Annotated in this window: 22 protein-coding genes; 10 read left to right on the top strand and 12 right to left on the bottom strand. The window is 44.7% G+C overall.

Annotation, left to right across the window (positions count from 1 at the left end; genetic code table 11):
- The first annotated feature begins 209 nt into the window (after positions 1–209).
- Positions 210–1,322, top strand: coding sequence for a TRAP transporter substrate-binding protein (locus MP3633_RS18715; protein ID WP_176336643.1), 1,113 nt, complete (start codon positions 210–212; stop codon positions 1,320–1,322).
- A gap of 94 nt (positions 1,323–1,416) precedes the next feature.
- Here the strand turns inward: MP3633_RS18715 and MP3633_RS18710 are convergent, their stop codons facing one another.
- The 3 genes from MP3633_RS18710 to MP3633_RS18700 are packed head-to-tail and all read right to left on the bottom strand — an operon-like array spanning position 1,417 to position 4,339.
- Entirely contained in the window at positions 1,417–2,904 is a 1,488-nt protein-coding gene (locus tag MP3633_RS18710) for a tripartite tricarboxylate transporter permease (RefSeq protein WP_176336642.1), read from the bottom strand.
- The gene (locus tag MP3633_RS18705; protein WP_176336641.1) at positions 2,904–3,344 is read right to left on the bottom strand and encodes a tripartite tricarboxylate transporter TctB family protein; all 441 of its coding nucleotides are present in this window, start codon (positions 3,342–3,344) and stop codon (positions 2,904–2,906) included. The genes MP3633_RS18710 and MP3633_RS18705 overlap by 1 nt, the downstream gene beginning before the upstream one ends.
- A gap of 17 nt (positions 3,345–3,361) precedes the next feature.
- Positions 3,362–4,339, bottom strand: coding sequence for a Bug family tripartite tricarboxylate transporter substrate binding protein (locus tag MP3633_RS18700; RefSeq protein WP_176336640.1), 978 nt, complete (start codon positions 4,337–4,339; stop codon positions 3,362–3,364).
- A 120-nt stretch (positions 4,340–4,459) separates the two neighbouring features.
- Here MP3633_RS18700 and MP3633_RS18695 point away from each other — a divergent pair, with 120 nt between their 5' ends.
- The 3 genes from MP3633_RS18695 to MP3633_RS18685 are packed head-to-tail and all read left to right on the top strand — an operon-like array spanning position 4,460 to position 7,543.
- On the top strand, positions 4,460–5,128 hold the full coding sequence (locus tag MP3633_RS18695; RefSeq protein ID WP_176336639.1) for a response regulator transcription factor: 669 nt from the start codon (positions 4,460–4,462) through the stop codon (positions 5,126–5,128).
- A complete protein-coding gene (locus MP3633_RS18690) occupies positions 5,115–6,506 on the top strand; it encodes a sensor histidine kinase (RefSeq protein ID WP_176336638.1) in 1,392 nt (463 codons plus the stop codon). The genes MP3633_RS18695 and MP3633_RS18690 overlap by 14 nt, the downstream gene beginning before the upstream one ends.
- The gene (locus MP3633_RS18685; RefSeq protein ID WP_244959745.1) at positions 6,500–7,543 is read left to right on the top strand and encodes an ABC transporter substrate-binding protein; all 1,044 of its coding nucleotides are present in this window, start codon (positions 6,500–6,502) and stop codon (positions 7,541–7,543) included. The genes MP3633_RS18690 and MP3633_RS18685 overlap by 7 nt, the downstream gene beginning before the upstream one ends.
- Positions 7,544–7,610: 67 nt before the next feature.
- Here MP3633_RS18685 and MP3633_RS18680 read toward each other — a convergent pair whose 3' ends face one another.
- The 6 genes from MP3633_RS18680 to MP3633_RS18655 form a co-directional block, all read right to left on the bottom strand.
- Positions 7,611–8,294 (bottom strand): 1-pyrroline-5-carboxylate dehydrogenase, encoded by a 684-nt coding sequence (locus MP3633_RS18680; protein ID WP_176336637.1) that lies wholly within the window; start codon positions 8,292–8,294, stop codon positions 7,611–7,613.
- Positions 8,295–8,308: 14 nt separating this feature from the next.
- On the bottom strand, positions 8,309–11,431 hold the full coding sequence (gene putA / locus MP3633_RS18675; protein WP_176336636.1) for a bifunctional proline dehydrogenase/L-glutamate gamma-semialdehyde dehydrogenase PutA: 3,123 nt from the start codon (positions 11,429–11,431) through the stop codon (positions 8,309–8,311).
- 313 nt (positions 11,432–11,744) lie between these two features.
- A complete protein-coding gene (locus MP3633_RS18670) occupies positions 11,745–12,518 on the bottom strand; it encodes a helix-turn-helix domain-containing protein (protein ID WP_112136015.1) in 774 nt (257 codons plus the stop codon).
- Positions 12,519–12,713: 195 nt separating this feature from the next.
- Positions 12,714–13,676, bottom strand: a complete 963-nt coding sequence (locus tag MP3633_RS18665) for an NADPH:quinone reductase (RefSeq protein ID WP_176336635.1) — start codon at positions 13,674–13,676, stop codon at positions 12,714–12,716.
- A 58-nt stretch (positions 13,677–13,734) separates the two neighbouring features.
- On the bottom strand, positions 13,735–15,123 hold the full coding sequence (locus MP3633_RS18660) for a TRAP transporter large permease (RefSeq protein ID WP_112136012.1): 1,389 nt from the start codon (positions 15,121–15,123) through the stop codon (positions 13,735–13,737).
- Positions 15,123–15,644, bottom strand: coding sequence for a TRAP transporter small permease subunit (locus tag MP3633_RS18655; protein WP_176336634.1), 522 nt, complete (start codon positions 15,642–15,644; stop codon positions 15,123–15,125). Before MP3633_RS18655 ends, MP3633_RS18660 begins: the two co-directional genes overlap by 1 nt.
- 629 nt (positions 15,645–16,273) lie before the next feature.
- Here MP3633_RS18655 and MP3633_RS18650 point away from each other — a divergent pair.
- From MP3633_RS18650 to MP3633_RS18625, 6 genes are all read left to right on the top strand, one after another.
- Positions 16,274–17,242 carry a PstS family phosphate ABC transporter substrate-binding protein gene (locus MP3633_RS18650; RefSeq protein ID WP_112136007.1) on the top strand — a complete coding sequence of 323 codons (969 nt, stop codon included), beginning with the start codon at positions 16,274–16,276 and terminating at the stop codon, positions 17,240–17,242.
- 133 nt (positions 17,243–17,375) lie between these two features.
- Positions 17,376–19,637, top strand: a complete 2,262-nt coding sequence (locus MP3633_RS18645) for an ABC transporter permease subunit (protein ID WP_176336633.1) — start codon at positions 17,376–17,378, stop codon at positions 19,635–19,637.
- An 11-nt stretch (positions 19,638–19,648) separates the two neighbouring features.
- Positions 19,649–21,349 carry a phosphate ABC transporter permease PstA gene (pstA, locus tag MP3633_RS18640; protein WP_176336632.1) on the top strand — a complete coding sequence of 567 codons (1,701 nt, stop codon included), beginning with the start codon at positions 19,649–19,651 and terminating at the stop codon, positions 21,347–21,349.
- Positions 21,350–21,369: 20 nt separating this feature from the next.
- Positions 21,370–22,200, top strand: coding sequence for a phosphate ABC transporter ATP-binding protein PstB (pstB, locus tag MP3633_RS18635; RefSeq protein ID WP_176336631.1), 831 nt, complete (start codon positions 21,370–21,372; stop codon positions 22,198–22,200).
- Between the two features lie 14 nt (positions 22,201–22,214).
- Complete coding sequence (gene phoU / locus MP3633_RS18630) at positions 22,215–22,928, top strand: phosphate signaling complex protein PhoU (protein WP_112136001.1); 714 nt, start codon at positions 22,215–22,217, stop codon at positions 22,926–22,928.
- A 209-nt stretch (positions 22,929–23,137) separates the two neighbouring features.
- Positions 23,138–23,638: a GAF domain-containing protein gene (locus tag MP3633_RS18625; protein WP_176336630.1), complete on the top strand. Its 501-nt coding sequence runs from the start codon at positions 23,138–23,140 to the stop codon at positions 23,636–23,638.
- Positions 23,639–23,643: 5 nt separating this feature from the next.
- Here the strand turns inward: MP3633_RS18625 and MP3633_RS18620 are convergent, their stop codons facing one another.
- Genes MP3633_RS18620 through MP3633_RS18610 form a run of 3 tightly spaced genes read right to left on the bottom strand, consistent with a single transcriptional unit; the run spans position 23,644 to position 26,306 of the window.
- Entirely contained in the window at positions 23,644–23,976 is a 333-nt protein-coding gene (locus MP3633_RS18620) for an Hpt domain-containing protein (protein WP_176336629.1), read from the bottom strand.
- Positions 23,969–25,792, bottom strand: a complete 1,824-nt coding sequence (locus MP3633_RS18615; protein ID WP_176336628.1) for a sensor histidine kinase — start codon at positions 25,790–25,792, stop codon at positions 23,969–23,971. Before MP3633_RS18615 ends, MP3633_RS18620 begins: the two co-directional genes overlap by 8 nt.
- A gap of 4 nt (positions 25,793–25,796) precedes the next feature.
- A complete protein-coding gene (locus MP3633_RS18610) occupies positions 25,797–26,306 on the bottom strand; it encodes a putative pterin-binding protein (protein ID WP_176336627.1) in 510 nt (169 codons plus the stop codon).
- Between the last annotated feature and the right edge of the window lie 6 nt (positions 26,307–26,312).

Below are 26,312 nucleotides of genomic sequence, written 5' to 3'. Positions count from 1 at the left end.
ATAAAAAAGAAATAAAATTAAAAAGGCCTTGAGAGCTGAGACGGCAATTCATACTATCTAATGCACTTAGTGCACAGAATGTGTCTAAAGGGTCAATATTACTTCATAATGCTGACCCGAATCGCACAATTAGGGTTGTGTGATGAGCTGAGCTGGAAGGCTAGGTCTTATAACAATAAATTTAACGCGTCTCCTGAGGGATAAAGTGAATGAATAAAATAAAATTGTGGAGCAAGCTGGCATTAGTCGGTTTGACAGCAGCCACCTTGGTGGCTTGTGGCGGATCCGAAAAAGCGGAAGAAACGGCAAAAGTAGAGAAAAAAGCCGACGTCATTAACTGGAAAATGGTCACAACGTGGCCAAAGAACTTTCCAGGTCTAGGAACGGGTGCAGAAGCCCTTGCCAAAAATATTAATGAAATGTCCGGTGGTCGCTTAAACATTAAAGTGTATGCGGCGGGTGAACTTGTTCCACCATTGGAAGTGTTTGATGCTGTATCTCGTGGTACGGCGCAAATGGGTCACGGTGCAGCGTATTACTGGAAAGGTAAAGCGCCAGCGGCTCAGTTCTTTACCGCGGTACCATTTGGTTTTACTGCACAAGAGATCAACTCTTGGATTCACCACGGTGGCGGTTTAAAACTATGGGAAGAAATCTACGCCCCGTTTAACCTAATCCCAATGGCCGCCGGTAACACTGGGGTACAGATGGGTGGTTGGTTCAATAAAGAGATTAATTCTCTTGAAGACTTCCAAGGTCTAAAAATGCGTATTCCAGGTCTTGGCGGAGAAGTCTTGAAGAAAGTGGGTGGTACACCAATTAACTTACCTGGTGGCGAAATCTTCACTTCTTTACAGACTGGCGCTATTGATGCGACGGAATGGGTTGGACCATACAATGATTTAGCATTTGGCTTATACAAAGCGGCGAAATACTACTACTACCCAGGTTGGCATGAGCCAGGTTCAACAATGGAAGCGCTTTACAATAAAGAAGCGTTTGAAGCCTTGCCAAAAGATCTTCAGTTGATCGTGCGTGCGGCGACTCGCCAAGCGAACGCTGACATGCTAGATGAGTTCACTGCCTTGAACAACACGGCACTAGAGACGTTGGTTAATGAGCATAACGTCATACTTAAACCTTTCCCTAATGATGTTTTGTCGGCGCTGAAAAAAGCCTCTACTGAAACATTAGAAGAAGTGGCAGCAGCGGATCCAATGAGCCAGAAAGTGTATGACTCATTCAAAGACTTTGGCAGCAAAGTAAGAGCGTGGCACGAAGTGTCTGAACGCGCTTACATCAATGCTCGCGAGATTGATTAATCTTTTTTGATTTAGGACTTTTTGCTTAGTAAAAAACCTTCATGATTATGTTGATCATGAAGGTTTTTTTTGAATAAAAGACAACGAGTAATTGTTATTTTTTAAACACTTTCAATAATCTAGGTGCAATTAATGCTGCGATAGTGGCAATCGCCAAGACATAAGTCATGGTGCCATTCAGTAAAATAGACCAATCACCACCACTAATAGACAGTGCACGGCGTAAGTTTTCTTCCAACACTTCTCCCAATACCAAACCTAAAATGACCGGTGCAAGAGAAAAGCCTAACTTGCGAAAAATGAAAGCAAAAACACCCAATAAAATCATGAAGAAGAGATCGAACGTATCCCCATGAATGGAGTAGATTCCAACAAACGTTAACATCACAATAATCGGTACAAGATAAGATTGTTTGATAGACAGCAACCGAACAAATACACCAATTAACGGTAAATTCATCACCAACAAGGCGATATTACCGATAAACATAGAAGCGATCAGGCCCCAAGCGATATTTGGTTGTTGTTCAAACAAAAGAGGACCCGGTGTAATATTAAACATCATCAAGGCACCCAATAAAATAGCTGTAGTGCCGCTGCCTGGAATACCCAGCGTCAGCATCGGAACCATAGAGCCTGCCGCCGCTGCATTGTTTGCCGCCTCTGGCGCCGCTAAACCTCGAATATCCCCCTCGCCAAAGTGGTCGTCCTTTCCTGCTGCGAAACGTTTTTCTGTACCGTAAGCTACGGCACTGGCAATGGATGCCCCTGTTCCTGGCAAGACGCCAATTAAAAAACCAGAAATTGTCGAGCGTAAAATGACCCATTTCACTGCCATGATGTCAGAAAAACTGATAAAGCTTTTTCCCACAGGCGTGAGTTTTAAATCGTTACGAGCCCAGCTTTCTAGCAGTATCAATACTTCGCTGATGGCAAACATACCAATGACGACAACCAGAAAGTCGACACCGTCGAATAGGTTTGGAATCCCCATGGTAAAACGTAAAATACCGGTTCCAGAATCAATGCCTACGGTCGCGAAAAGCAGACCAATAACCACACCAATAACGGTTTTGATTGGGCGTTTACCCACCATGGTAGCCAAACAAGTGAAGGCAAAAATCATCAGCCAGACATATTCGGAAGGGCCAAATTGAATGGCTAATTTACTGAGTAAAGGAGCAAAAATGACCATCAAAAGTAATGCGCCCATACTTCCAAAGAAAGAGGAAACCGCCGATAACGCCAAGGCTCTGCCACCTTCTCCTCGCTTGGCCATAGGGTAGCCATCTAAGGTGGTCATAATAGCACCAGCGTCCCCGGGAACATTGAGCAATATACTTGAAATCCGGCCGCCATACTCAGCGCCATAATAGACGCCGGCTAGCAGAATAAGAGCTGATTCTGGTGGTAAACCAATGGAATAGGCTAATGGCAATAAAATGGCGACGCCATTGATAGGACCAATACCAGGTAATGAACCAATTAAGGTGCCGATAAAGCATCCTGCTAAAACCAACCCCAAATTCAATGGCGTCAGGGCGACAGAAAATCCGATTGATAAGTAGTGTAAAACGTCCATTAGAAGTCTCCGAAAAGTAGGCCGGTTGGGACATTAAGCTGCATTAAATCAGCTAATAAAAAATAGCTAATTAAACTTAGGACGAAAGCATACAAAAAGGCTTTTAAAGGCTTTTCACCAAACAGCCAACTAAAAATAGTACCGACTAACGTGGTGGAAATAATGAAGCCTGCTTCTTCAAATAGAACGGCATACAGCACCATAATAACTAGACCAATAACGATCTTGGTGAGAACCTCTTTGGTTGGATGCCAAGTATTTTGATCGGGCTTAATCATCATCCAAATACAACAGGCTGCCAAAATAATCGACAAAATAATAGGAAAGGCTTTTGGCCCTAAGGGCTCATACTGAAACGGAACGTCGAAGTAGTAAGCTGTCCAGGCGACTAGCCCGGACAGTACCAAAAAAACGCCCGCGAAAATGCGGTCATATAACATGTTAATGCCTCAATTCACTACTTAATTAAGCCAGCTTCTTTTGCTAAACCACGCATATAAGCGACTCGTTCTTTAATGTAGTTGTCTAGTGTGTCGCCAGACATGGTAAACGGTACTAGATTTTGATCGACGACAACTTTTTCAAACGCTGGGCTTTTATAGGCTTTTTGAAATTGAGCCGCCCAATAGTTGTAGGCTTCATCAGACACTTTTGGCCCTAAATAATAACCTCGAATAATGGTCCATTCTGCATCGTAACCTTGTTCGATAGCGGTTGGGTATTTGGAATATTCACCCTTCAAACGTTCAGGAGACATAATGGCAAGCACTTTTACCTTGCCTGATTCAACCAAACCTTTCATTTCGCCGACATCACCTGGGTACACTTTAATGTGTCCGCCGAGTAACGCTGCCAATGCTTCACCGCCGCCTTCATAAGCGACATAGCGCATTTTCTTTGGATCGACACCAGAGGACTTCATTAGGATGGCCGCTTTCATCCAATCTTGGCTACCGACACCACCTCCGGCACCAAGCACGAATTTAGTTGGGTCTTTTTTGATATCATCGACCAATTCATTCAACGTATTCCACGGTGCGTCAGCTCGAACCATGATCGCGCCATAGTCGACACCAGCCGTACCTACCCAGCGAGCGTTATTTTCATCTAGGTTTTTACCAAATTTTCCTTGCGCAAGATTCAGTAATGAACCGGAACTGAAAGCAACTAACTTGTTTGGGTCATCTGGTGTGGTGGAATTAATATAGTTGTAGGCAACAGCGCCTACGCCGCCAGGCATAAAAGTTACTGCCATAGGAATTTTTGTGATGTCTGCATTGGCAAAGCCAGTGGATAAAATACGGCAGGTTAAATCGAAACCACCACCGGGTTTTGCAGGTGCAATACAGCTTGGTTTGGATGGCTCAAACGCGCTTGCGTTGAACGCAGCAGAAATGCCACTAACAAGTAATAAAGAGGCGATATGGGATTTCATATTTTTCATTCTCCAAATTTCTTTTTGTTTTATTTTGCTGTACAAGGTTGCACAGTAGTTGGCAAAGCTACTCCTTTAAACTGACACTAACCTGACAAGAATAAGATAAAGGGTTCCGTCATGCGTATGTTATTGATTGAAGATAATGAAAGTTTGGCTGACTCGATTCGAATTTATTTTCGGAATTTAGGTCATCCGATTGACTGGATTGATTCAGTTGAAAAAGCGGAGACAAGTTTGTCGTTTGATGATTTTGACTTGCTGATTTTAGACATTAACTTACCTGGAAAAAGCGGTTTCCAGCTTTTGCAGAGCTTACGCAACCAAGGGAATCGCGTCCCCGTTCTTGTGCTAACAGCGCGAACAGAAGTAGACGATAGAGTGAGTTCATTAGACTTTGGTGCGGATGATTATCTTGCGAAGCCATTTGATTTTCGTGAGCTAGCAGCACGGTGCCGTGCGCTTTATCGTCGTGGACGTGGCGGCGCCAGCAATGAAATTCGGTGTGGTAACTTAGTCTACAATTTAGCGTCACATTCGGCGAAAATAAGTGATATAACGCTAGATTTACGGCCAAGAGAGTTACAGTTGTTAGAGCTTTTTTTAAAAAACATTGATCGTGTGCTCAACAAAGACGATATATCTAATCGTCTTTATCGTTACGATGAAGCGTATACACCCAATGCTATAGAGCAGACATTAACGCGGTTACGAAAACAACTAGATGGCTCCACGTTGATTATTAAAACCATTCGTGGCTTAGGGTATTTAGCTCATGTCGATGATTGAGAAAAGTTATTCGTTACGTCTTCGAATGCTGACTCGCTCGGCCTTTTTATTATTGTCGATTTTTTTAATATTAAGTATTGGTGTTTGGCATTACGCGCGTGAAGCTTCAAATTATTCTTATGATCGATTACTAAATAGTGCCAGTTTATCGATCATGGAAGGGCTCCATGTGTATGGTAAAAAAGTGGATTTAGATTTGCCATATGCGGCTTTTGAAATGATGCAATTGGCAGCACAAGATAAGGTGTTTTATCAGGTGTTGGGAACGCAAGGAGAGCTCATTACCGGTTACGTAGATATGCCCTTGTTTGAAAAACTTAAGGGAGAATCTCATCTTAAGTTTTATAACGCGCATTATTTGTCCGAGGATGTTCGGGTGGTTGTTCGTCATAAAAGGCTGTCTGAGCCAGCGGTATCTGGTTGGGTAACGGTCGTACTTGCGCATACGTTAATAGCTCGGCAACAAATGATGAATGACATTCTTTATCGAAGTTTTGCTGTGCTTTTAGGCATTATGGTATTTGTCATGATTGTGCTTTGGGTTGCAATCAATCGTGCGCTTGAACCGCTTAGTTCTATTTCAAAAACACTCGTGTCCCATTCTGTTTTGTCAGCAGAACCGATTCAATCAACACCGATCCAAGAAGTCTTTCCTTTGGTTAAAGCAATCAATGATTATCAGGCTCAATTATTGTCAAATTTAGCAAGCATGAAGCGCTTTATTGCGGATGCTAGTCATCAAATTCGAACGGCACAAAGTTCGACACAAGCCCAACTTGATATCGCTAGCCAAAGCAAAAATGTGGATGAACTGCCAGAGTATTTAAGCAAAATACGTGAAGAGCATGTGCGTCTAACGCGGTTAACTAATCAGCTACTGACACACGCGATGGTTGTGCATCGGGGAGATACGAAAATCATTGAAGAAATGAATGTCGAGGTTATTATGAAACAGTTGTTAACGGAGTGTGTTCGAGACAACGCCCATAGAATGATCGATTTTTCTTATCAATGTGAGCAAGCATTACCTCTTGTTATGGGTGACCCTATTAGCTTACGGGAGGCGGTTCGAAATTTGCTGGAGAATGCGGTGTATTACGGACCAGAACAGAATCAGATTGAAATTTTTTTACAATCCAATAGCCGCAGTCTTGATATTATTATTGATGATGCAGGCCCTGGCATTCCAAATGAATTAAGAGACAAAGCCAAAGCGCGTTTCCAACGACTGGCGAATGATCTTAATGGCTCAGGTTTGGGTTTGTCGATTGTGGCCAGTGTCGCAGAAGCTCACGGCGGGGCTTTTTTTTTAGAAGATAGCCCGTTAGGCGGATTGAGAACACGAATACATCTAACAATAGGAAGCGCATTATGTTGAAAAATATGAGTGCATTGATCGTTATTTTTATGACGCTTTCTAGTCCAAGTTTTGCGGAGCCCTCGGTATGGGAAAGCAATAAGCTAACGATATACAGTGCAACGGATTTGGATGCAATTGCGCCAGTGCTTGCAGCGTTTAGAGCGAATTACCCTAATATGGAAGTCGTGTATCGCGAGTTTAATACTCAAGAATTGGATAAGGCAATAAGAGCAAACCCTTTGCAGGATCAGCCTGATGTTGTGATTAGTTCTGCCATGGATCTTCAGGTTCGTCTTGTTAATGATGGTTATGCGCAACCGGTTTTGGATACGGCTGTTGAAACACTTCCCAGTTGGGCTAATTGGCGCAATGAAGTTATCGGCTTTACTTACGAGCCGATTGTTTTTGTCTATAACAAAGCGGCGTTTAAAAACAAACCTGTTCCTCTTACTCACGAATCATTAGCCAGTGTCATGCGCAGTGAAGATGCTTTTTTTGCCCATAAAGTGGGGTCTTATGATGCGCGTCGCTCAGGCATTGGCTATCTTGTTGCAACGCAAGATGAAGTCACTTCCAGTATCAGCGGACGCTTACAAGAAAGCTTAGGCCGTGCGCATACAAAGGTATTTGGGCAGACTTCAAGCCTGTTAGATGGTCTTGCTTCTGGAGAATTAATCTTTGGTTATAATCTATTGGGTTCTTATTCATTCGCTCGTGAAAGGCGAGATAATCGAATTGGAGTAGTGATTCCGCAAGACTATGCTCTTGTTGTTAGCCGAGCTGTCTTCATATCAAAGCACGCAAGGCATGAATTAAATGCACAGCGTTTTGTGAGTTTCTTGATCTCTAAGGAGGGGCAAGAGGTCATTGCCAAGCACAGTGAGCTGGTGGCCTTGAATCCCGACATAGACGCATTGTTATCTCAACAGAAGCTGCAAGACCATACTATCAATTTTCACCCTATACCTTTGGGGCCCGCCCTGATGGTTTACCTTGATAATTCGAAACGACGACGTTTTCTCAAAGCGTGGGAAAATGCACTTTTACCGGAATAAAAACAGCCCTACTTTGTGTCCAAAGAAGGGCTGTTTTTTTAAATACCGAGAGCTTACAGCGAAGGTTTTAGTCGTTCATGCTACCCAGTTCAAGCAAGGTAGCGTTGCCGCCGATTGCTGTGGTGTTGTTCGACACAGTGCGTTCGGTAACAAAGCGCAGTAAGTAATGCGGTTTGGCGATGACACTGAGGTTCTCGCTGTCGACTTCTTCGATCAATTGACAGATGAGACCGCCTTTCGCTGCAAGACGCTGGCTAAGCAATTGCGCTTGCATAGGGTCGCAAAGCGTTGCAATTCCAGCCAAGTGATTGGCTTCAATCAAAGAGTCTTGTGCGGACTCCGCGATATTTTGGATAACGCCTTCTGGCACGAAAGGTGAAATCAGGTCCATGATTTCTTGGCCCGTTGGACCAACAGTAATCACCGGGTTGCCAGCGATTAATGCGGTAAATACCTGACCTACTAAACCGACTTTTGCTTTGCCGCTTTCTACGAAAGACATGCAGAGGAACGGGCCACGGCCTTGGTTTGATAGCTCGTTTCGTTCACCGGTTGGACCAGGCATCACGCGAGTTTCAGCTATTTCTTTTTGTGCATTATTGATCTGCCAAGCGGCCATTTTCTTTTCTTCATTAGAAAACGACACCAGCGTGTTAAGCAGCTTTTCCGCTCGACCATTTACCCCAATCTTGTCCCATGATTCGAAGACTTTTTGAGCGACCTGAATTTGGATAGGTTGTACGATTGTCATAATAGTGTCTCCCCTTAAAGGTCTTGCTCAATGGCGAAGCGTTGTAGATAGTGCGGGCCACCGGCTTTCGGGCCAGTACCAGACATGCCTTGTCCACCAAAAGGCTGAACGCCAACAACAGCACCAACTTGATCTCGGTTGATGTACAAGTTACCCACGCGAGCTCGGCTTGCAATACGAGCACAGGTGGTTTCATTACGGCTATGAACGCCTAACGTCAGACCAAACCCTGAGTTGTTAATCGTATCAATGATCTTGTCTAAGTCGCGTGCTTTGTAGCGTACAACGTGAAGAATTGGGCCGAATTTTTCATCGGTAAGCTGATCGATACTGGCAATTTCAAATGCCGTTGGCGCAACATACGTGCCTTTGTTTGCAAATGATGGCAGTTCTGATTGAGCAATCAGCTTGGCTTCTTTTGTCATGTGTTCGATGTGTTCTAGCAACATGGTTTGAGCTTTTTTATCGATAACTGGACCCACATCTGTGCTGTGTAAATACGGCAAGCCTACAGACTGTTCTTGCATCGCACCTTTGATCATCGGAATAACTCGATCGGCAATGTCTTCTTGTACGAACAAGACACGCAATGCGGAACAACGTTGACCAGCTGACGCGAAAGCAGAACGAACAGCATCACGTACGACTTGCTCTGGTAATGACGTAGAGTCCACCAACATTGCGTTTTGACCGCCGGTTTCTGCGATGATAGGCACAGGCGCCACGCCACGTGCCGCGAGTGTGCGGTTAATCAATTGTGCCGTGCCGGTCGAGCCCGTGAACGCCAAACCTGCAATGCGTTTGTCGCTGGTGAGCGGAGCACCAACCGTCGCGCCATCGCCCGGTAGAAGATGCAGAACATCGGCTGGTACGCCTGCTTGATGTAATAACTCAATGGCACGAAAGGCGATCAAACTGGTTTGTTCCGCTGGTTTTGCCACTACGGTGTTACCAACCACAAGTGCCGCCACGATTTGGCCGGTGAAAATCGCCAATGGGAAGTTCCAAGGGCTGATACAAGTAAAAACGCCACGGCCATTTAGCTTGGCGTGTTTTTCTTGTCCTAAGAAATCTGTGTAAGTCGCTGGCGTCGCAAAATGACTGCGTGCTTGTTGCGCGTAGTAGCGGCAGAAGTCGACGGCCTCGCGTACTTCATCGATGCTGTCTTGAATGGTTTTACCCGCTTCACGGTGGCAAAGTGCCATCAGTTCTGCGTAGTTTTCTTCCATCAAGTCTGCCATTTTGTCTAGGCAATCAGCACGTTCCGTCGCTGGACGAGTAGACCACGCAGGGAAAGCCGCTTCCGCAAGGTCAATGGCTTTTGTGACGGTGGTTGTGTCTGCCCAGTCAATTTGACCCGCTGACTCACTGTGATCGTAAGGACTAAGTACCGCGTGAGTGTGTCCCGTTTCCACTTTTTCGCCACCGACGATAGGGAAAGCGCGCCATTGGGTGTCTTGTCCCATGAAAACGTCGATTTTAGCTTTGAACGGTGCCCAGTCAGAATCGATCTCAATATTGGGTCCAAATGAGTTCTTACGATCATCAAACAAGCTAGATGGTAGGCTGATATGAGGATTCGCCAGTGATTTTCGACTTTCTAGCGTCGTCACTGGGTGATCGATCAAATCCGCAATTGGGTAGCTGGCGTCGATCAAACGGTGTACGAATGAGCTGTTGGCGCCATTTTCTAACAGACGACGCACCAAGTAAGGAAGCAAGTCTTTGTGACTACCGACCGGCGCGTAAATACGTACGCAGATGTCGCTGTCTTTGATTAAGCGGTTATAAAGCGCATCGCCCATGCCGTGTAAGCGTTGGAACTCGAATTCTTTTGTCGTTGCGCCCAATTGTGTTGCGATGCAATTAATGGTCGCAATGGTGTGCGCATTATGGCTGGCAAACTGTGGAAAGATATTCGCGCGAGTGTGCTCGCTGAGTAAGAAGTGAGCGCACGCTAGGTAAGACACATCGGTCGATTCTTTGCGTGTGTAAACAGGATAACCATCAATGCCGCGTTGTTGGCAAAGTTTAATTTCAGAATCCCAATAAGCGCCCTTTACAAGGCGAACAGGCACTCGATCACCATGTTGTTTAGCAAGTGCTGCCAACCATACCAAAACAGGCAGTGCGCGCTTTGAGTAAGCCTGAACGACTATGCCAAATAATCCCCAGCCTTTCGTTGCTTCGTCACAATAAAGTTTTTCAAATAAGTGCAAAGAAAGTTCTAGGCGATCTGCTTCTTCCGCATCGATAGTAATGCCGACGTTCAAGGCTCGAGCCTTAGTGATTAAGCCTTTAACGCTGTCAAAAAGCTCGGTCATCACACGCTCTTCACAACCCACTTCATAACGAGGGTGAAGGGCAGATAGCTTAATAGAGATTGTAGGGCGGTGGCCTTTGCTGTAGGTATCTTTGCCTACAGACTCGACGGCTTGCTCGTAAGACTTGAGGTATTTATCGGCGTCTGCGGCGGTTAATGCCGCTTCGCCCAACATATCAAAAGAGTAGGTGTAACCTTTGTCTCGGTAGCTTTTACCACGAGACAAGGCTTCTGTGATGTTGCGGCCTAAAACAAACTGATGTCCCATAATTTTCATCGCTTGGTTCATCGCTTTACGAATCACAGGCTCAGAAACACGGTTTACCATACGATTAACAAGATTAGCGGGTGTGCCGTCTTGGTTTTCGTCCATGGTGACGATTTTGCCTGTCAACAAGAGACCCCATGTGGATGCATTAACAAAAAAGGAATCAGAATTCTTAGCGTGAGAAGCCCAGTCGGCCACACTCAAACGGTCTTTAATGAAAGCGTCTGCGGTTTCTTTGTCTGGTACACGCATGAGCGCTTCAGCCAAACACATCAACAAAATACCTTCTTTGGTGTCTAGACTGTATTCCAACAGTAAAGCGTCAATCATTGACATGCTATCGTCATCATTACGAACTTCAGCAATCAGCTTAGAAGCCGCATTAGTGTGGTCTGCGAGCGCTTCGTCTGTTGGTTTTGCTAACGGTAATAACTCTTTCAACCACTTTTCTTCATCCATCTTATAAAGAGGGGAAATCAGCTGCCACAATTCATTAAGTGGTCGCTGAATAAAGTTAGGTTGTAACACCTCAATCGCTTTAAACATGGTTGGACTCTCCCGCGTTAACATAAAAAGCTGCATGGCTTTTTATTAAGGCCGCGCATATTGTTATAGAGCATTAAACGCTTTTTTGACTATTTTTCATCAGGTAAAAAATGAAAAGCGCATATCTGGATAATGCTGACACTTTAGTGACAGAAGGGATAAAGTGTCTTTCGAAAAAGTCGTTTTTTTTTATAAGAAAGTCCGACTTATTCAGAATACATTAAAAGATGGCGTGTTTTTGTGTCGATATAAAGGGAAAGAGAGAGAAAAGATGACGAGCGAGAAATTTTATTAACGTGGAAGAAAAGACACGTTAGCGGCCACCAAATTGCTTCTGGTATTTTAAGGGGGTGATGGAAAGCGTTTGAGAAAAAACATTAGTCATCGCACTTTGACTCGAAAACCCGCACATTTCGGCGACTTGAATGGGTGGATGGCCTTCTCTTAATAGCGATTGAGCGCGTTCTAAACGTTTTCGCATCAAGTACTGATGAGGTGTCATGCCTATTCTATCTTTAAAACGCTCGTGAAATTGGCTGACACTCAAAAAGCAAAAATTAGCGAGTTGGTCGATGTGGACACGACGCGACAAGTTGAGCTCAATAAATTGATCGAGTTTATCGATATCAAGATGATTACCTCGAGTGCGAACGTCTTTGTTGTTGATTTGATGACGAATGGCACTGAGTAACGTGTTGCCACACGCTCGGGCTAAGATCATGTCATTTGGGTATTGTTGTAATTCGCCGGATAATGCCGAGGCTAAGATTTGTAAGCGCGGATTTAACTGAAAATACGCCGCTTGATCAAACAAGCGGGACACAATTTCATATTCTTCGTCGGTAATGCCTTTTTGCGGTGGAATAGGCAGGTTAATCACCATGATGCGATTATCACCCAGACCCGCAAACGCATGGCTGTTCTCTGACGGAAGGATACACCCTTCGCCAGTATGCAGCTGCTTGCCTTTGCCTTGAATATCAAAATCGGTATTGCCATCTAATACGACCACCAATTGATGAAAGTCGTGATCATGGATATCCGCTTCATTCGGCAGGCTGAAAACGTCGGAATCAGGCTGAGTCAAAATGTGCCTTTTGGATAGATTAAGAGGGAAAGTATAGCGGCCTTATAGACGCTTTAGTAGCGTATTTTTTTGAAGATATCCGACTTTAGGGTGTTTTTACTACTTTGAGGGCGGGATAATCAGATAAATAGGTAGGGAAAGCAAACTCGACGTTTTGTCTTATCAACGCGTCGAGTTTACCAAAGTGCGTACTTACTACTCGCCAATACGAATGACAAGATTGCCCAATGCACCAGACTTTAGAACGTCTTCATGGGCTTGTGCTAGTTCCGTTAATGCGTAGCTATGACGAACCACAGGTTTCAATACGCCTTTTTCAAAAAGAGGGCGCAAAGACTTCGCGATCAAGGCGAGCTCTTTTGGCTGCACATTGGCCAACGCAACACCAACCACAGACGCATCACGGGCCATTAAATCACGAGGGTTAATCTCAACCGTGCCACGGTTACCAATGACCGCCACGCAACCACCAAAGGCCAAGGCTTTTAAATCTTGGTCCAAGTTATGGTTAGCGAGCATCTCAATGACGATGTCGAAACCGCTGGCTAACGTTTGGAAAGGCGCAAGGTGATCGGCTTCATTGTGCATGATGACGGTTGTAACGCCTTGTTGGCGCAATAAATCTGCGCCTGCTTCTGTGCCGGCACTGGCCACCACATCCATACCTGCCGCTAACGCTAATTGAACCGTCGCAATGCCAACCGCACCGGTCGCACCATGGACTAAGACTTTATCGCCTGCTTTGGCATTGGCTCGGCCAAACAAAGCACGATGAGCCGTAGTGTAAGGTACGCCTAAACACGCGCCTTCTTCGAACGACAAGGCATCGGCCAAAGGATAAGTATGAGTCGCTGCACACACAGTGAATTCTGCCGAAGAACCGCCAAGGTTACGGCTAAAGTAAACGCGCTGACCCACCTCAAACTCGGTGACATTTTTGCCCACCTCAACAATGGTGCCTGCACCGTCAGAACCCGGTGTATGGGGAAACGTCGTTTTGTAATTATTGGTGCCTGAGCGAATGTAGGTATCGACGGGGTTTACACCCGCTGCGCCAACTTGAACCAACATTTGATCTTCATTAATGCTCGGTTTACTGGCGTCTGCCAGCGTTAAATCGCTGGCTGGACCGTAGTCTTTCATTTGCATTGCTTTCATATTTTTGTCCTTACTTAATGAGTGTCTTTTTTTGCTATGTCAAAAGTCACTTCGTTTATCAGTTTGCATAGACTTGTTCTGGTAACCAGGTTGCCAGTTCAGGCCAGATCGATAACATTAATAGCACGAAAAGCTGAATCAAAATAAATGGCAATACGCCTTTGTAAATTGACTGGGTCTTAAGTTCTGGTGGTGCTACGCCGCGTAAGTAAAACAGAGCAAAGCCAAATGGCGGCGTTAGGAAAGACGTTTGTAAATTGATTGCCATCATTATGCCTAACCAAACTGGATCTAGGCCCATTGCGAGTAAAACCGGCGCAACAATCGGTACCACGACGAAGGTAATTTCAATGAAGTCTAAAATGAAGCCAAGGAAAAACATTAGCAACATAACCACAATCATAGCGCCGACAACACCGCCAGGAAGTTGAGAGAAGAAGTCTTGAATCAACTCTTCGCCACCAAAGCCACGGAATACCAAGGAGAAAAGCGACGCACCGATGAGGATCATGAACACCATGCAGGTCACTTTCGTGGTCGAATGCACGGCTTCTTTTAAGGTTGGAAAACTAAGTTTGCCGCTTCCCCACGCCAACAACGCCGCGCCTAATGCCCCAACGCCTGCCGCTTCTGTTGGTGTGGCAATACCGCTTAGGATAGAACCTAGCACCGCAAAAATAAGCACCAAAGGCGGTAATAAGCCTTTTATAATTTGTATTGCGAGAGGTTCCGTAGAGCCATTGCGTAATTCTTCACGTGACACCGCGGGTGCCTTGTGAGGCTGTAACCACGCTACGACGATGACGTAAAGAATGTAGAGACCAACAAGGATCAATCCAGGAATCAGCGCACCAATAAATAGGTCGCCTACAGAAACTGTTTTTGGTGAAAAAATACCCATTTCCAACTGCGCTTTCTGGAACGCATTGGACATCACATCGCCCAATAAAACCAACGCAATAGACGGCGGAATGATTTGGCCCAATGTACCGGTTGCGCAAATGGTACCTGCCGCTAACGCTGGATCATAGCCACGGCGCAACATAGTCGGTAGCGAAATCATGCCCATGGTAACCACCGTCGCACCGACAATACCGGTACTCGCGGCCAGCAGCATGCCGACCAAAATAACCGAAATGCCCAAACCGCCACGCAAGGTACCAAATAGCATCGCCATGGAATCGAGCAACTTCTCAGCCAGCTTCGATTTTTCTAGCAGAACACCCATTAAGACAAAGAGAGGCACCGCCATGAGGGTTTCATTGCCGACAATACCGAACAAACGATTGGGTAACGCTTCTAGAAAAACACCATCAAAAGTGCCAAAAAAGGAACCCACCGCCGCAAAAATCAACGCGGTGCCGCCCAGTGAAAACGCCACAGGGTAGCCAAATAATAAGCAGACACAAACGCCGGCAAAGAGCCATAAAGGGATAAATTCAGCCATTAGTTCTGTCCTTTAGCGGTACGAGCCGCATTTACAACGCCAATATTTTTCAGGATATCGGCCGTCCCTTGAATGATCAGACTAATCATCATCATCGGAATCAGAGTCTTTAGTAGATACACGAAAGGCAAACCGCCTGGTTCTGGAGACGTTTCGAATACGCGCCAAGACGCACTAACGTAATCCATACTTAAATACGCGGTATAAAGCGTAAAAGGTAATAGAAAGAAGATACCGCCAATGATATTGACCCATGCTTTTTTAGAGGCAGAAAAATCGCGATAAAAAACATCAACACGAACGTGTTCATCGTCTTTAAAGGTATAAGCCGCGCCCAGCATAAAAACCATCGCGTGAAGATAAAGGACAGATTCTTGTAGCGCGATAGAGCCAATATCAAAACCATAGCGCAACAGTACGATGAGACAGGTAATTAGCATCATCGCTAACGTAAGCCAAGCAACACATTTCCCCGTGTAATAGGAAACGGCCTCAGCGGAACAGACCAGTTTGTTAAACATTAAAGTACCCACAGTTTTAATCATTATTATCGGATGTGTCTCTAGTGGACTTAATCCGGACGGCTAGTCTATTGGATAACGCCACGCTTGGGAATATTGCAGGCGTCTACATAAAGGCCTTCGACGCCTTTATCGTATAAAACGGCTCTGAAATAGGGAGTTCATACGATTTAAGCACTCAGTTCACTCCCTTTACTTCAGGCTGAGGGTTAGGGATAGGTGGTTTATTACTTTTCCCGCTCTACTAAGTGGGTAGTTTTTGACCAGATCCGAAAAACTTAATTTTTTGAAAAAAAGTAAAAGGTCTCTTTTAAGAGCGTAAGGTATGGATTAGCTTTGATTGATTGGGAGCATATCATCATTAAATGACTCGTAATTTTCGGGTCCTGTGGGTTGGGATTTATCTCAACAGATGTATCTTTAAATGCAGACTTACCTGTTGTGAGAAGTCCGAAAGTTGTGGGAGCCGATATGATCCCTTTAGCCTGTTTCTTAAATCCCCAAAAACTTTTTTTGAAATATTTCATTGTGTAACATTTTTGTCACAAGACTTTTTTATAGTAGCTCTATCGAACGAGCTATGGGCACTTGCCCATAAATATTTGACTATAACCACTGAGGTTTATGTGATGAAAAAACTAGTTGCAGGTTTAGCAATGACAGCAGCAGTAGGCGTTTCTTTTAACGCTTTTGCCGATGTTGATTCAAATTTAATGTCTTACAACAAGGCAAGCGGCGTTTCAGGAAATATTTCAAGTGTTGGCTCTGATACTCTAGCGAACTTGATGACATTGTGGGCTGAAGACTTCAAGCGTCTATACCCAAATGTAAACATTCAAATTCAAGCGGCCGGTTCTTCTACTGCGCCACCAGCATTGACGGAAGGTACATCAAACTTCGGTCCTATGTCTCGTATGATGAAAGACAAAGAAATCGCTTCTTTTGAGAAAAAATACGGCTATAAGCCAACCGCGGTTCCAGTAGCGATTGATGCACTAGCGGTTTTCGTACATAAAGATAACCCAATCAAAGGTTTGTCACTTCCAGAAGTGGATGCGATCTTCTCTTCTACTCGTAAAGGTGGTCACAGCGAAGATATCACTAACTGGGGTAAAACTGGTCTAACGGGCGCTTGGGCGAACCGTGACATTCAATTGTTTGGTCGTAACTCAGTATCTGGTACTTATGGTTACTTTAAAGAGCACGCGCTTTTTAAAGGTGACTTCAAAAACAGTGTAAATGAGCAACCAGGTTCTGCGTCTGTTGTTCAGTCTGTTTCTACTTCTCTTAATGGTATTGGTTACTCTGGAATCGGTTACAAAACGTCTTCAGTACGTGCAGTGGCGTTAACTAAGAAAGAAGGCGGCGCGTTCATTGACGCAACGATTGAGAACGCGGCAACGGGTAAATATCCTCTATCTCGCTTCTTATACGTTTATGTAAACAAAGCACCTAACAAGCCACTTGCACCGTTGCAGCGTGAGTTTGTTAAAATGGTCCTTTCTAAAATGGGCCAAGAGGTTGTCGTAAAAGACGGTTATGTACCTCTACCAGCAAAAGTAGCGAACAAGTACCTAAAAGATCTAGGTATTAACTAAGCAACGCTGTAGCGAGCTTACGGATGAGATGCTTAAAGTAGGAGGGCCGAAACGCTCTCCTGCTTTTCTCTGTGCAGTAGGCTGTCACACTACTGTCACATAAAAAAATGTCACACAACAAAGATGAATGCGGATGACTAAATCAACTGACCATCAGATGCCTGAACTGGATTTCAATACACCAGCTTTAAAGCGTCATCGTAAAATTCGCGCCCTGAAAGACCGTATGGCTGGAATGGGTATTGCCGTGGGAGGCAGCAGTGTTATTTTGGCTGTGCTGCTCATTTGCTTCTATTTACTCTACGAAGTGGCGCCTTTGTTCTCAAGCGCTAGTATTGATGCTGAGGCCAGTTATACGCTACCAGCAGAAGATCAAGGTGAAAGTCTCTACTTAACGACAGAAGAACAAGCTGAAGTCGGCATGCGAGTGACGAGTAATGGCAGTATTGTGTTCTTCTCTGTTGCGGATGGCAGCGTGATCGACACGGTTAAAAACCTTCGTACTGAAAAAGTCACCGCCTTTGCTGTTGAATCCGATACCAGTCGTTTGATGGCGTTTGGTTATGAAGACGGTAAAGCGTTAATTGTGAAACACGATTACCGTATCTCCTACCCAGATAGTAAACGTAAAATCACTCCCGTTGTTGAATACCCTTATGGTGAAGATGCCGTTGACGTTACTGATTTTGCGATCAGAAAACTGACACTTCGTGATGGCAGCGACAGTCTAACCATGGCTGCGATTGGCGATACGAGCAGTGCCATTACTAAGGTGACTAAGGACGTTAATTTTATCACCGAAGAAGTGGAACTGAGCGAGCAAAGCGAACCGTTACCGTTTGTTCCTGATGTGGCCAGCATGTTGCTGAGTGGTAATCAGCGTTACCTTTATGTGGCAACACGTTCTGGTGCGATGAGTGAATTTGATCTGCGTGATTTCGATAACATCGAACTGAAAAATGAACTGTCCTTGTTTAAAGACGACGCCACTAAGCTGGTTTCAATGAGCTATTTATTGGGCAAGTCTTCTATCATGGTGGCGGATTCCTCTGGTCGTGTGAGCCAGTGGTTTAATGTTCGAAATGATGAGACCAACGAAGAAAAACTCACTTTTATTCGTGATGTTAAACAACCTGTTGCCTTAGTTGATTTGGCGATGGAGCAACGTCGTAAAGGTTTTGCTACGTTGGATGAGCGCGGTTTGGTGGCGATTTACAATGCCACTTCTACTCGCCAAGTTCTTAATGAGAAATTGAGTGATAATAGCGCTCGACTAATCAGCTTTGCACCGCGTGCGAATGGCTTACTGTTGGAAGACAGCAAAGGTTTGCATTTCTTCCGTGTGGACAATGAACACCCAGAAGTGTCTTGGTCTTCTTTGTGGGGCAAAGTGTGGTACGAAGGCTATCAAGAGCCGACTTACACCTGGCAGTCTTCTGCAGCAAATAACGATTTTGAACCAAAATACAGCTTGATGCCATTGGCATTTGGTACTTTAAAAGCCGCATTCTACGCCATGTTGATGGCGGTGCCATTGGCGATTTGTGGTGCGATTTACACCGCTTATTTTATGGCGCCAGCGCTGCGTCGTAAGATCAAGCCTGTGATCGAGTTGATGGAAGCTTTGCCTACGGTTATTTTGGGCTTCTTAGCGGGGTTGTTCTTCGCGCCTTTTCTGGAAGAGAACCTAGTGGCTACTTTCAGTATTTTGGTGATATTACCGGTCGGTATTCTCCTTTTTGCCTACATTTGGTCTCGCTTACCTCAGCAAATTCGATGGCTGGTACCTGAAGGTTGGCAACCGTTGGTGTTGATTCCTGTGGTCGTTTTCCTTGCGTGGTTCTGTTTAGCGTTGAGCCCGATCGTTGAATTGAACGTCTTTGACGGTAACGTTCGAGGCTGGATCACTAATGATCTGGGCATCACTTTCGACCAACGTAATGCGCTGGTGGTGGGTTTTGCGATGGGCTTTGCGGTTATCCCAACAATTTTCTCTATTACCGAAGATGCCATTTTTAGTGTGCCAAAATCGTTAACTCAAGGATCATTGGCATTGGGTGCAACCTACTGGCAAACCATGACACGTGTTGTCTTACCAACCGCAAGCCCAGGGATTTTCTCTGCGATCATGATTGGTATGGGACGCGCAGTTGGTGAAACCATGATTGTCTTGATGGCAACGGGTAATACGCCAATTATGGACGTGAATATTTTTGAAGGAATGCGGACTTTAGCGGCCAACTTGGCGGTGGAAGTGCCAGAATCTGAAGTGGGAAGTTCTCACTATCGTATCTTGTTCTTAGCGGCATTTGTGCTCTTTATCTTCACCTTTATCGTGAACACAATCGCCGAAACCGTGCGTCAGCACCTACGCAAAAAATACGGGTCGCTATAATGAGTACTGAGATGAAAATGAAGAAAAAATCCGTATCCGAATGGGTCAAATCAGGTGATCCATGGGTGTGGCTAAATGCTGGTGCTGTGGCGATTTCAGTCATCATGGTGCTTGGTTTGTTATTACTGATTGCGGTACGTGGTTTAGGGCATTTTTGGCCTGCGGACGTTGTGGAGTCTCATTACGCTTTGCCGGGTGAATCTGAATACAACATCGTGGCGGAACGGGTAGAAAGTGTTGAGGTATCTGCTGCGCAGTTGCGTGGAGCGGGAATTGATATTCCTGACAAGCATCAGTTGATGCAGCGTACTTTGATGAAAACGGGTAACCGTGATGTGTACGGTTCAGATTTTCGTTGGGTAATCGATGAGTACCTTACGAAAACTCAGCGTCCAGAGATGCTATTTACGGCGGAGCGTCGCGAGTGGGGGAATTTGTACGGTTACTTAAAAGCCGTTAAGGAAGACGGAAAAATTGCTTCTCAAACCAATGATCTAATGCCTACCGAGTCTGCTATAGCGACGTGGAACACGTTTGAGAAAAGTATTGAACGTGTGGAAAGGATTCACGACAACATTAGTGACATTGAGAAAGGCGACATCGGCAAGATCAACTATGCCCTTGAACGTATTCGTCTTACGCAGCGTCGTCTTGAACTTGAAGGTAAGTTAACGCCAGCGGCGGAAGCGGACCTTGCAGTAGAACGCAGTCAATACGATGAAGAGTACAAAGGGCTACAGCAGAGCTTGATCGACCTTTATGCTCAAATTAATCGCGATACTTTTGTGGTACAAGTGATGGATGGTACTGAGCACGAAATGCCAGTCGCCAAAATTGTTCATGCTTACCGTGCAAACTCGATGAACGTCGGTCAGAAGATGAGTTTCTACTTTACTAAATTGTGGGAGTTTTTGTCGGATGAGCCTCGTGAAGCCAATACAGAAGGTGGTGTGTTCCCTGCTATTTTCGGTACGGTGATGATGGTGTTGTTGATGACTGTCTTGGTCACACCGTTTGGTGTGGTGGCTGCCGTGTATTTGCGTGAATACGCATCGCAAGGTTGGGTGACTCGCATTATTCGCATCGCGGTAAACAACTTAGCAGGCGTGCCGTCTATTGTTTATGGTGTGTTTGGCTTAGGTTTCTTTATTTACTTCCTAGGGTCAGGCATTGACCAAGCGTTCTTCCCTGAAGCCTTACCGTCACCAACATTTGGTACCGGTGGTTTAATGTGGGCATCTATCACACTGGCTCTCTTAACAGTTCCTGTGGTGATTGTGGCGACCGAAGAAGGATTGTCTCGTATTCCTCGCAATGTTCGTGAGGGGAGCTTGGCACTGGGCGCAACGAAAGCGGAAACGTTATGGCGTGTGGTGTTGCCGATGGCAAGCCCTGCGATCATGACGGGTGTTATTCTTGCTGTCGCTCGAGCGGCCGGTGAAGTGGCGCCATTGATGTTGGTGGGTGTGGTGAAACTCGCGCCATCATTGCCGTTAGATGGCAATTACCCTTACATCCATTTAGACCAAAAATTCATGCATTTAGGGTTTCATATTTACGACGTTGGTTTCCAAAGTCCGAATGTGGAAGCGGCACGACCTCTTGTGTACGCAACGGCCTTATTGCTCGTGATTGTTATTGCTTTGCTTAACCTATCAGCAGTAACGATTCGTAACCATTTACGTGAAAAATACAAATCGCTGGAAATGTAAGCGGCTAAGAAGAGACTATTATGAGCGACGTAAAAACACACTCTATCGATATTTCAGCATTACAGCGCAGCCAACAGGCATTGCGCATTGAGAATGAAACCGTTTGCCTTGCGGTGAATGATTTGCACCTTTATTACGGTGAAAAAGAAGCGCTAAAAGGGGTAAATATGATTATCCCTGAGAAAAAGGTAACAGCATTTATCGGACCATCTGGTTGTGGTAAATCGACTTTATTGCGCTGTTTTAATCGCATGAACGATTTGGTCGATGGCTGCCGTATTACGGGTGAAATCAATCTACGTGACCAAAATATTTATGCCAAAGGAACCGATGTGGCAGAGCTGCGTCGTCGCGTTGGTATGGTGTTTCAAAAGCCCAACCCATTCCCAAAAAGTATTTACGAGAACGTCGCTTATGGCTTGCGTATTCAAGGCATTAATAAAAAACGTCTTTTAGACGAAACCGTCGAATGGGCATTGCGCTCTGCCGCGTTATGGGACGAAGTAAAAGATCGTCTACACGAAAGTGCGTTGGGTATGTCTGGTGGTCAGCAGCAGCGTTTGGTGATTGCGCGCACGGTTGCGGTAAAACCAGAAGTCCTTTTGTTGGATGAGCCAGCGTCGGCATTGGATCCAATTTCAACCTTGAAGATTGAAGAATTGATTCATGAGTTGAAGAACGAGTTCACCATTGCGATTGTGACTCACAATATGCAGCAGGCGGCGCGTGTGTCTGATTATACGGCGTTTATGTACATGGGGGATTTGATCGAGTTTGGTGATACCAACTCTTTATTTACGAATCCAAGTAAGCAGCAAACAGAAGACTACATCACGGGTCGCTACGGCTAGAGGGAGGACGCATTATGAAAGAGTTAACAACGGATCATATTTCTAAGCAGTTTAATCATGAGCTAGAAATGCTACGCCAACACTTTTTGACCATGGGTGGGGTAGTAGAGACCCAGGTACAGTATGCGGTTCAAGCTTTGCTCGAAAGCAATGGCTCTTTGGCCGAAGACGTGAAAGATAAAGATGTGACAGTGAATCAGCTAGACGGTCTGATTGACGAAGAATGCCGACGAATTTTAGCGAAACGCCAGCCAGCAGCGTCTGATTTACGCATGATTTTATCTATCAGCAAAGCCGTGAGTGAATTAGAGCGCATTGGTGATGAAGCGAAGAAAATCGCTAATCTTACCTTGAACTTGGTTAATGAAGGGGAATCTCCACGCGGGTATGTGGAGATCAACCGAATTGGTCAAATGGTGTCACGTATGATTCATGACACATTGGATGCTTATGCTCGTCTTGACATTGATGCGGCCATCAAAGTCGCCAAACAAGACCGTCTTGTAGACCAAGAGTATAATACGGCCATGCGATCATTGGTAACCTACATGATGGAAGATCCGCGTAGTATTTCACGTGTGATTAATGTGATTTGGGTACTTCGTTCACTTGAACGCATTGGTGATCATGCGCGTTACACTTGTCAGCATTTAATCTTTATGGTTAAAGGTGTCGACGTTCGCCATATTCATGTGAATGATCTTGCTAGCGAAATAGAAGACAAATAGTACAAACGGTTTTGTGTTACTGAAAGTATGAGCCATCGCTCTCTTGTGACTTGCTAAAAGTGAGCAAGGGAGTCGATGGTTTTTTTTGCATTTTTTATCGATATGCTCTTCTTTTCCTCTATTTTTTCTTTCATTCACAGTGTTTAGTCATTGGTTCAGATGTGGACTTTGCTATTATCAGACTTTCGTTTTATCTGGTGCAAAATGCGATGTTTACCATAGAAGTTGATTCAACCGTTTCCCTCGAGATTGCTTATCAAGAGCTCAATGCCCAGCTGGCGGCGTTGTTAGGTGGAGAGCGAGACCTTATCTGTAATGCGGCTCAGTTTTCTGCCTTTGTTATGCAAACGATTCCTGATCTGAATTGGTCTGGCTTCTATTTTGCTCGTAACGAAGAGTTGGTATTGGGGCCTTATGTAGGGAAAGTGGCTTGCACGCGGATCCCGTTTGGTCGTGGCGTATGTGGTAAAGCGGCTCAAACCTTACAGGTTCAGCGCATCGACGATGTACATGCATTTGATGGGCATATTGCGTGTGATGCCGTGTCGGCTTCTGAATTGGTAGTTCCGGTTGTCGTAGACGGTAAGCTGGTGGCTGTTTTTGATATGGACAGCCCAAAAGTAGGCCGGTTTTCTGAGATCGATCAAGCTGGAATTGCGTCCTTTTTGGCTACGTTTATCAAGGCCACAGACGTCACTTGGTCACTATAAATGCATTATGAAAAATACGCCGCCAGCGCTTTTAATGAGATTTTATGCAGGGCAAGCAGGTCATCTATGATGGCTTGTATTTCCTGTTCATTGTGTTGTGATGCAAATTTTTCGATCAGCTGACATTGTTTAGCAAAGACTAACATCGCCATATTTAAGCTGGAGGATTTGAGTGAATGACTCACGTTCTGCAATTCTTGATAGTTTCTTTCCTCCCAAGCGTCCAATAATGTCGTCATTTTTTGACGACTGTCTTGAACATATTCTAAGCGTATTTGATTGATGGTGTCTTTGCCTAATAACTGGGTGAGCGTGTCCAGCTGTGCGTGATCAATCATGAGTATTGGCCTTTGGAGATCTGCTTTGGTTAGTAAACACACTCGCAATAAGCGGCTCTAGTTGGCTTTGTGTTAACGGAAAATGCAACGCTATGATTGGGTATTCTGAGGTGTTAATAGCCTGAGGGTGATAGCTGAATATCGGACATGCTTTTGCTTGTCGTTGCAAGATTGCGTCGTTGGCTTCTCGTTCGAATTTTGGCGTGTTACCTATGATGACAAGATCAAAGTCTTTGTGTTCTTGGAAACTACCATCCTTTGAAAAGGAGACATCAATATTAAACGTCGCCAGCTGTAAGCTGATCACTTTGGCGAGGTGTGCATCCGTTTCTATGAGTAAGGCGTGTGTTTTATCCGGACAACTAAAAGTGGTTTGTTGTGGTGTTAGGTTGGTGTTTGGTACATAGAATGGGATATCAATCCAGAATTCACAGCCTTTTTGTGGCGCGCTGGAAAAATGCATTTCACCTTGCATCAAGTAAACCAATTTATGACACAGCGCCAAACTTAACCCGACCTTGCTTGGCATAGGTCCTTCTTGTTGCATGGGTAAAGCGGGGTTGATTCTTAAATTCTGCTGTAAATCATTTGGCATGCCAAGGCCTGTGTCTCGAAGGGCAATTTGCAGGACACTTGCTTCTTTCATACCAGTTGGGAGTGAAATTTTAGGCGCACTTAATGCGGATGGCCTGATTTGTAAACTGATGCTACCGGAGGGCGTATGTGCGATGGCATTTTGAAGTAAGGCAATGATGATTTCTTTGGTGCGAATAAAATCTAAGTGGATGAGCTTAGACAGAAGAGGGTCTATGTAGACAACGCTCTGCAGGTCTTTTCGAGCCATCTGAGGTTCAAAAATAGTAAGACAATCTTCGATGATACTGGGTAGGTGTTCAGTGGTTGGCGTTAGTGTCAATTTTTTTGCGTCAATAAGCGCCAGATCAGACAGCATTTCTATGGTTTGAAGAAGCTGATGTCCCGATTCTTCAATATGCTTCGAGAGGGCTTTCGTATCGTTTTTTGAGGTTGGGTTATTTAATGTGTTAGCGACACCCATAATGACATTAACGGGGAAGCGTATTTCTTGGTTAATAAAGGACAACATGTTGGCTTTGTCTTCATGAACGGTCTGTATGCCTAGTGTGAGGTTTTTATTGTGTCTAAAGACCCTTTTTAGCTCAGATAGTCCCTTGATGGTAAAAAAGCAGAAGAGCAATAAGCACACTAAGAGCGCCATCGATAAAAGCTGAATGTAGTTTAAATTCTTTTGAAGTATTTGATGTTCAGTCGTGATGTATTTATTGCTGCCTTTGTTGACTAGAGTGACAAACTCATTAATTTGACTTTCAATACGTTGAACACGATCAATTAAATTTGGGAGATAAGACGAGTCGCCGCCTTCCATCCTGGACAAATTGAAACTGAGTAATTCGAGTTCGCCGTTAATGATGTTCAGTAGTCTTATTGTTCGTCCACCCTCAAAGGTGCGGATAAGTGATCCTACCGCCCCTTCTCTTAATAAATCGACCCGACTCATTAACAGGTCATATTCAAAGAAAGCGTTACCGTTAAGAGGGTAGTCGTTTTCGTCTAATGCAATTAAGTAGTTGAGAAAACGATAAGACTGTACTTGAAGTTGCAGGGCATTCCATAAAGAGCTTTCAAAAATGCGACGGCTGTTATCTTTTGAACTGTCACTGGTGTAGGTAATGATGCCAAACACAGCGATAGAAATAGCAATGATAAAAGCAATAAAGCCGTAAAGAACCGATTGTTTAAATTTTGATTGCCAAGCACTTTCCTTGAATAAGCGCATTGTTTTACTCCGCTAAAGCAATCAATTTGATGCGGTCTACTTGCCAGATTGAGCGACCGTAAAACACTTCAGATTTCAGATCTTCACGCTCATCAAACGGATAGATCATCATAATGGGACCAAGATTTCTAACGCTCATTGGCTTACCGTCTTGATGCGTGGCAAAAATAGCCCCATTTTCTATAAAATCCCTGAGTGGGATTTCCGTCATGTACTCATTGAGCGCAGTGACTTTCAAGAGAGTGCCTTGGCTTTCTAAGCGTTTTAATAGGTCGATGGCGGAAAAACCTTGATAGGTATGTATGCCTTTTGTCCATGGATTATGGGTGGTGATCACGTACTGGGGTAATGCTTGTAACATGGCCATATCAAAAGTTGCATATTGTTCTACGTTAGTCGTTTTGATGGCTCCCGATACCGTTAGCATTACTCTGCCTTTCGGTTTTTCTAGGGCATAAGACGAAGTTGAACTAAGGCCGAAGAAAAGCAATACAAGAAGAGAGAGTGGACGCATAGATGA

Origin of the sequence: Marinomonas primoryensis (assembly GCF_013372285.1) — a bacterium.
Lineage (GTDB): Bacteria > Pseudomonadota > Gammaproteobacteria > Pseudomonadales > Marinomonadaceae > Marinomonas > Marinomonas primoryensis.
This window is presented reverse-complemented; position numbering and strand designations above follow the sequence as displayed.

Excerpts from the sequence above, each read along its gene's own strand:
- pstA (WP_176336632.1), top strand. The coding sequence starts at position 19,649 with ATGAAAATGAAGAAAAAATCCGTATCCGAATGGGTCAAATCAGGTGAT.
- MP3633_RS18620 (WP_176336629.1), bottom strand. The coding sequence starts at position 23,976 with ATGATTGATCACGCACAGCTGGACACGCTCACCCAGTTATTAGGCAAA.
- MP3633_RS18660 (WP_112136012.1), bottom strand. The coding sequence starts at position 15,123 with ATGGCTGAATTTATCCCTTTATGGCTCTTTGCCGGCGTTTGTGTCTGC.
- MP3633_RS18695 (WP_176336639.1), top strand. The coding sequence starts at position 4,460 with ATGCGTATGTTATTGATTGAAGATAATGAAAGTTTGGCTGACTCGATT.
- MP3633_RS18680 (WP_176336637.1), bottom strand. The coding sequence starts at position 8,294 with ATGACAATCGTACAACCTATCCAAATTCAGGTCGCTCAAAAAGTCTTC.
- MP3633_RS18665 (WP_176336635.1), bottom strand. The coding sequence starts at position 13,676 with ATGAAAGCAATGCAAATGAAAGACTACGGTCCAGCCAGCGATTTAACG.
- MP3633_RS18615 (WP_176336628.1), bottom strand. The coding sequence starts at position 25,792 with ATGCGCTTATTCAAGGAAAGTGCTTGGCAATCAAAATTTAAACAATCG.
- MP3633_RS18715 (WP_176336643.1), top strand. The coding sequence starts at position 210 with ATGAATAAAATAAAATTGTGGAGCAAGCTGGCATTAGTCGGTTTGACA.
- MP3633_RS18705 (WP_176336641.1), bottom strand. The coding sequence starts at position 3,344 with ATGTTATATGACCGCATTTTCGCGGGCGTTTTTTTGGTACTGTCCGGG.
- MP3633_RS18650 (WP_112136007.1), top strand. The coding sequence starts at position 16,274 with ATGAAAAAACTAGTTGCAGGTTTAGCAATGACAGCAGCAGTAGGCGTT.
- MP3633_RS18710 (WP_176336642.1), bottom strand. The coding sequence starts at position 2,904 with ATGGACGTTTTACACTACTTATCAATCGGATTTTCTGTCGCCCTGACG.
- MP3633_RS18685 (WP_244959745.1), top strand. The coding sequence starts at position 6,500 with ATGTTGAAAAATATGAGTGCATTGATCGTTATTTTTATGACGCTTTCT.
- MP3633_RS18700 (WP_176336640.1), bottom strand. The coding sequence starts at position 4,339 with ATGAAATCCCATATCGCCTCTTTATTACTTGTTAGTGGCATTTCTGCT.
- phoU (WP_112136001.1), top strand. The coding sequence starts at position 22,215 with ATGAAAGAGTTAACAACGGATCATATTTCTAAGCAGTTTAATCATGAG.
- putA (WP_176336636.1), bottom strand. The coding sequence starts at position 11,431 with ATGTTTAAAGCGATTGAGGTGTTACAACCTAACTTTATTCAGCGACCA.
- MP3633_RS18690 (WP_176336638.1), top strand. The coding sequence starts at position 5,115 with ATGTCGATGATTGAGAAAAGTTATTCGTTACGTCTTCGAATGCTGACT.
- MP3633_RS18610 (WP_176336627.1), bottom strand. The coding sequence starts at position 26,306 with ATGCGTCCACTCTCTCTTCTTGTATTGCTTTTCTTCGGCCTTAGTTCA.
- MP3633_RS18655 (WP_176336634.1), bottom strand. The coding sequence starts at position 15,644 with ATGTTTAACAAACTGGTCTGTTCCGCTGAGGCCGTTTCCTATTACACG.
- MP3633_RS18645 (WP_176336633.1), top strand. The coding sequence starts at position 17,376 with ATGACTAAATCAACTGACCATCAGATGCCTGAACTGGATTTCAATACA.
- pstB (WP_176336631.1), top strand. The coding sequence starts at position 21,370 with ATGAGCGACGTAAAAACACACTCTATCGATATTTCAGCATTACAGCGC.
- MP3633_RS18625 (WP_176336630.1), top strand. The coding sequence starts at position 23,138 with ATGTTTACCATAGAAGTTGATTCAACCGTTTCCCTCGAGATTGCTTAT.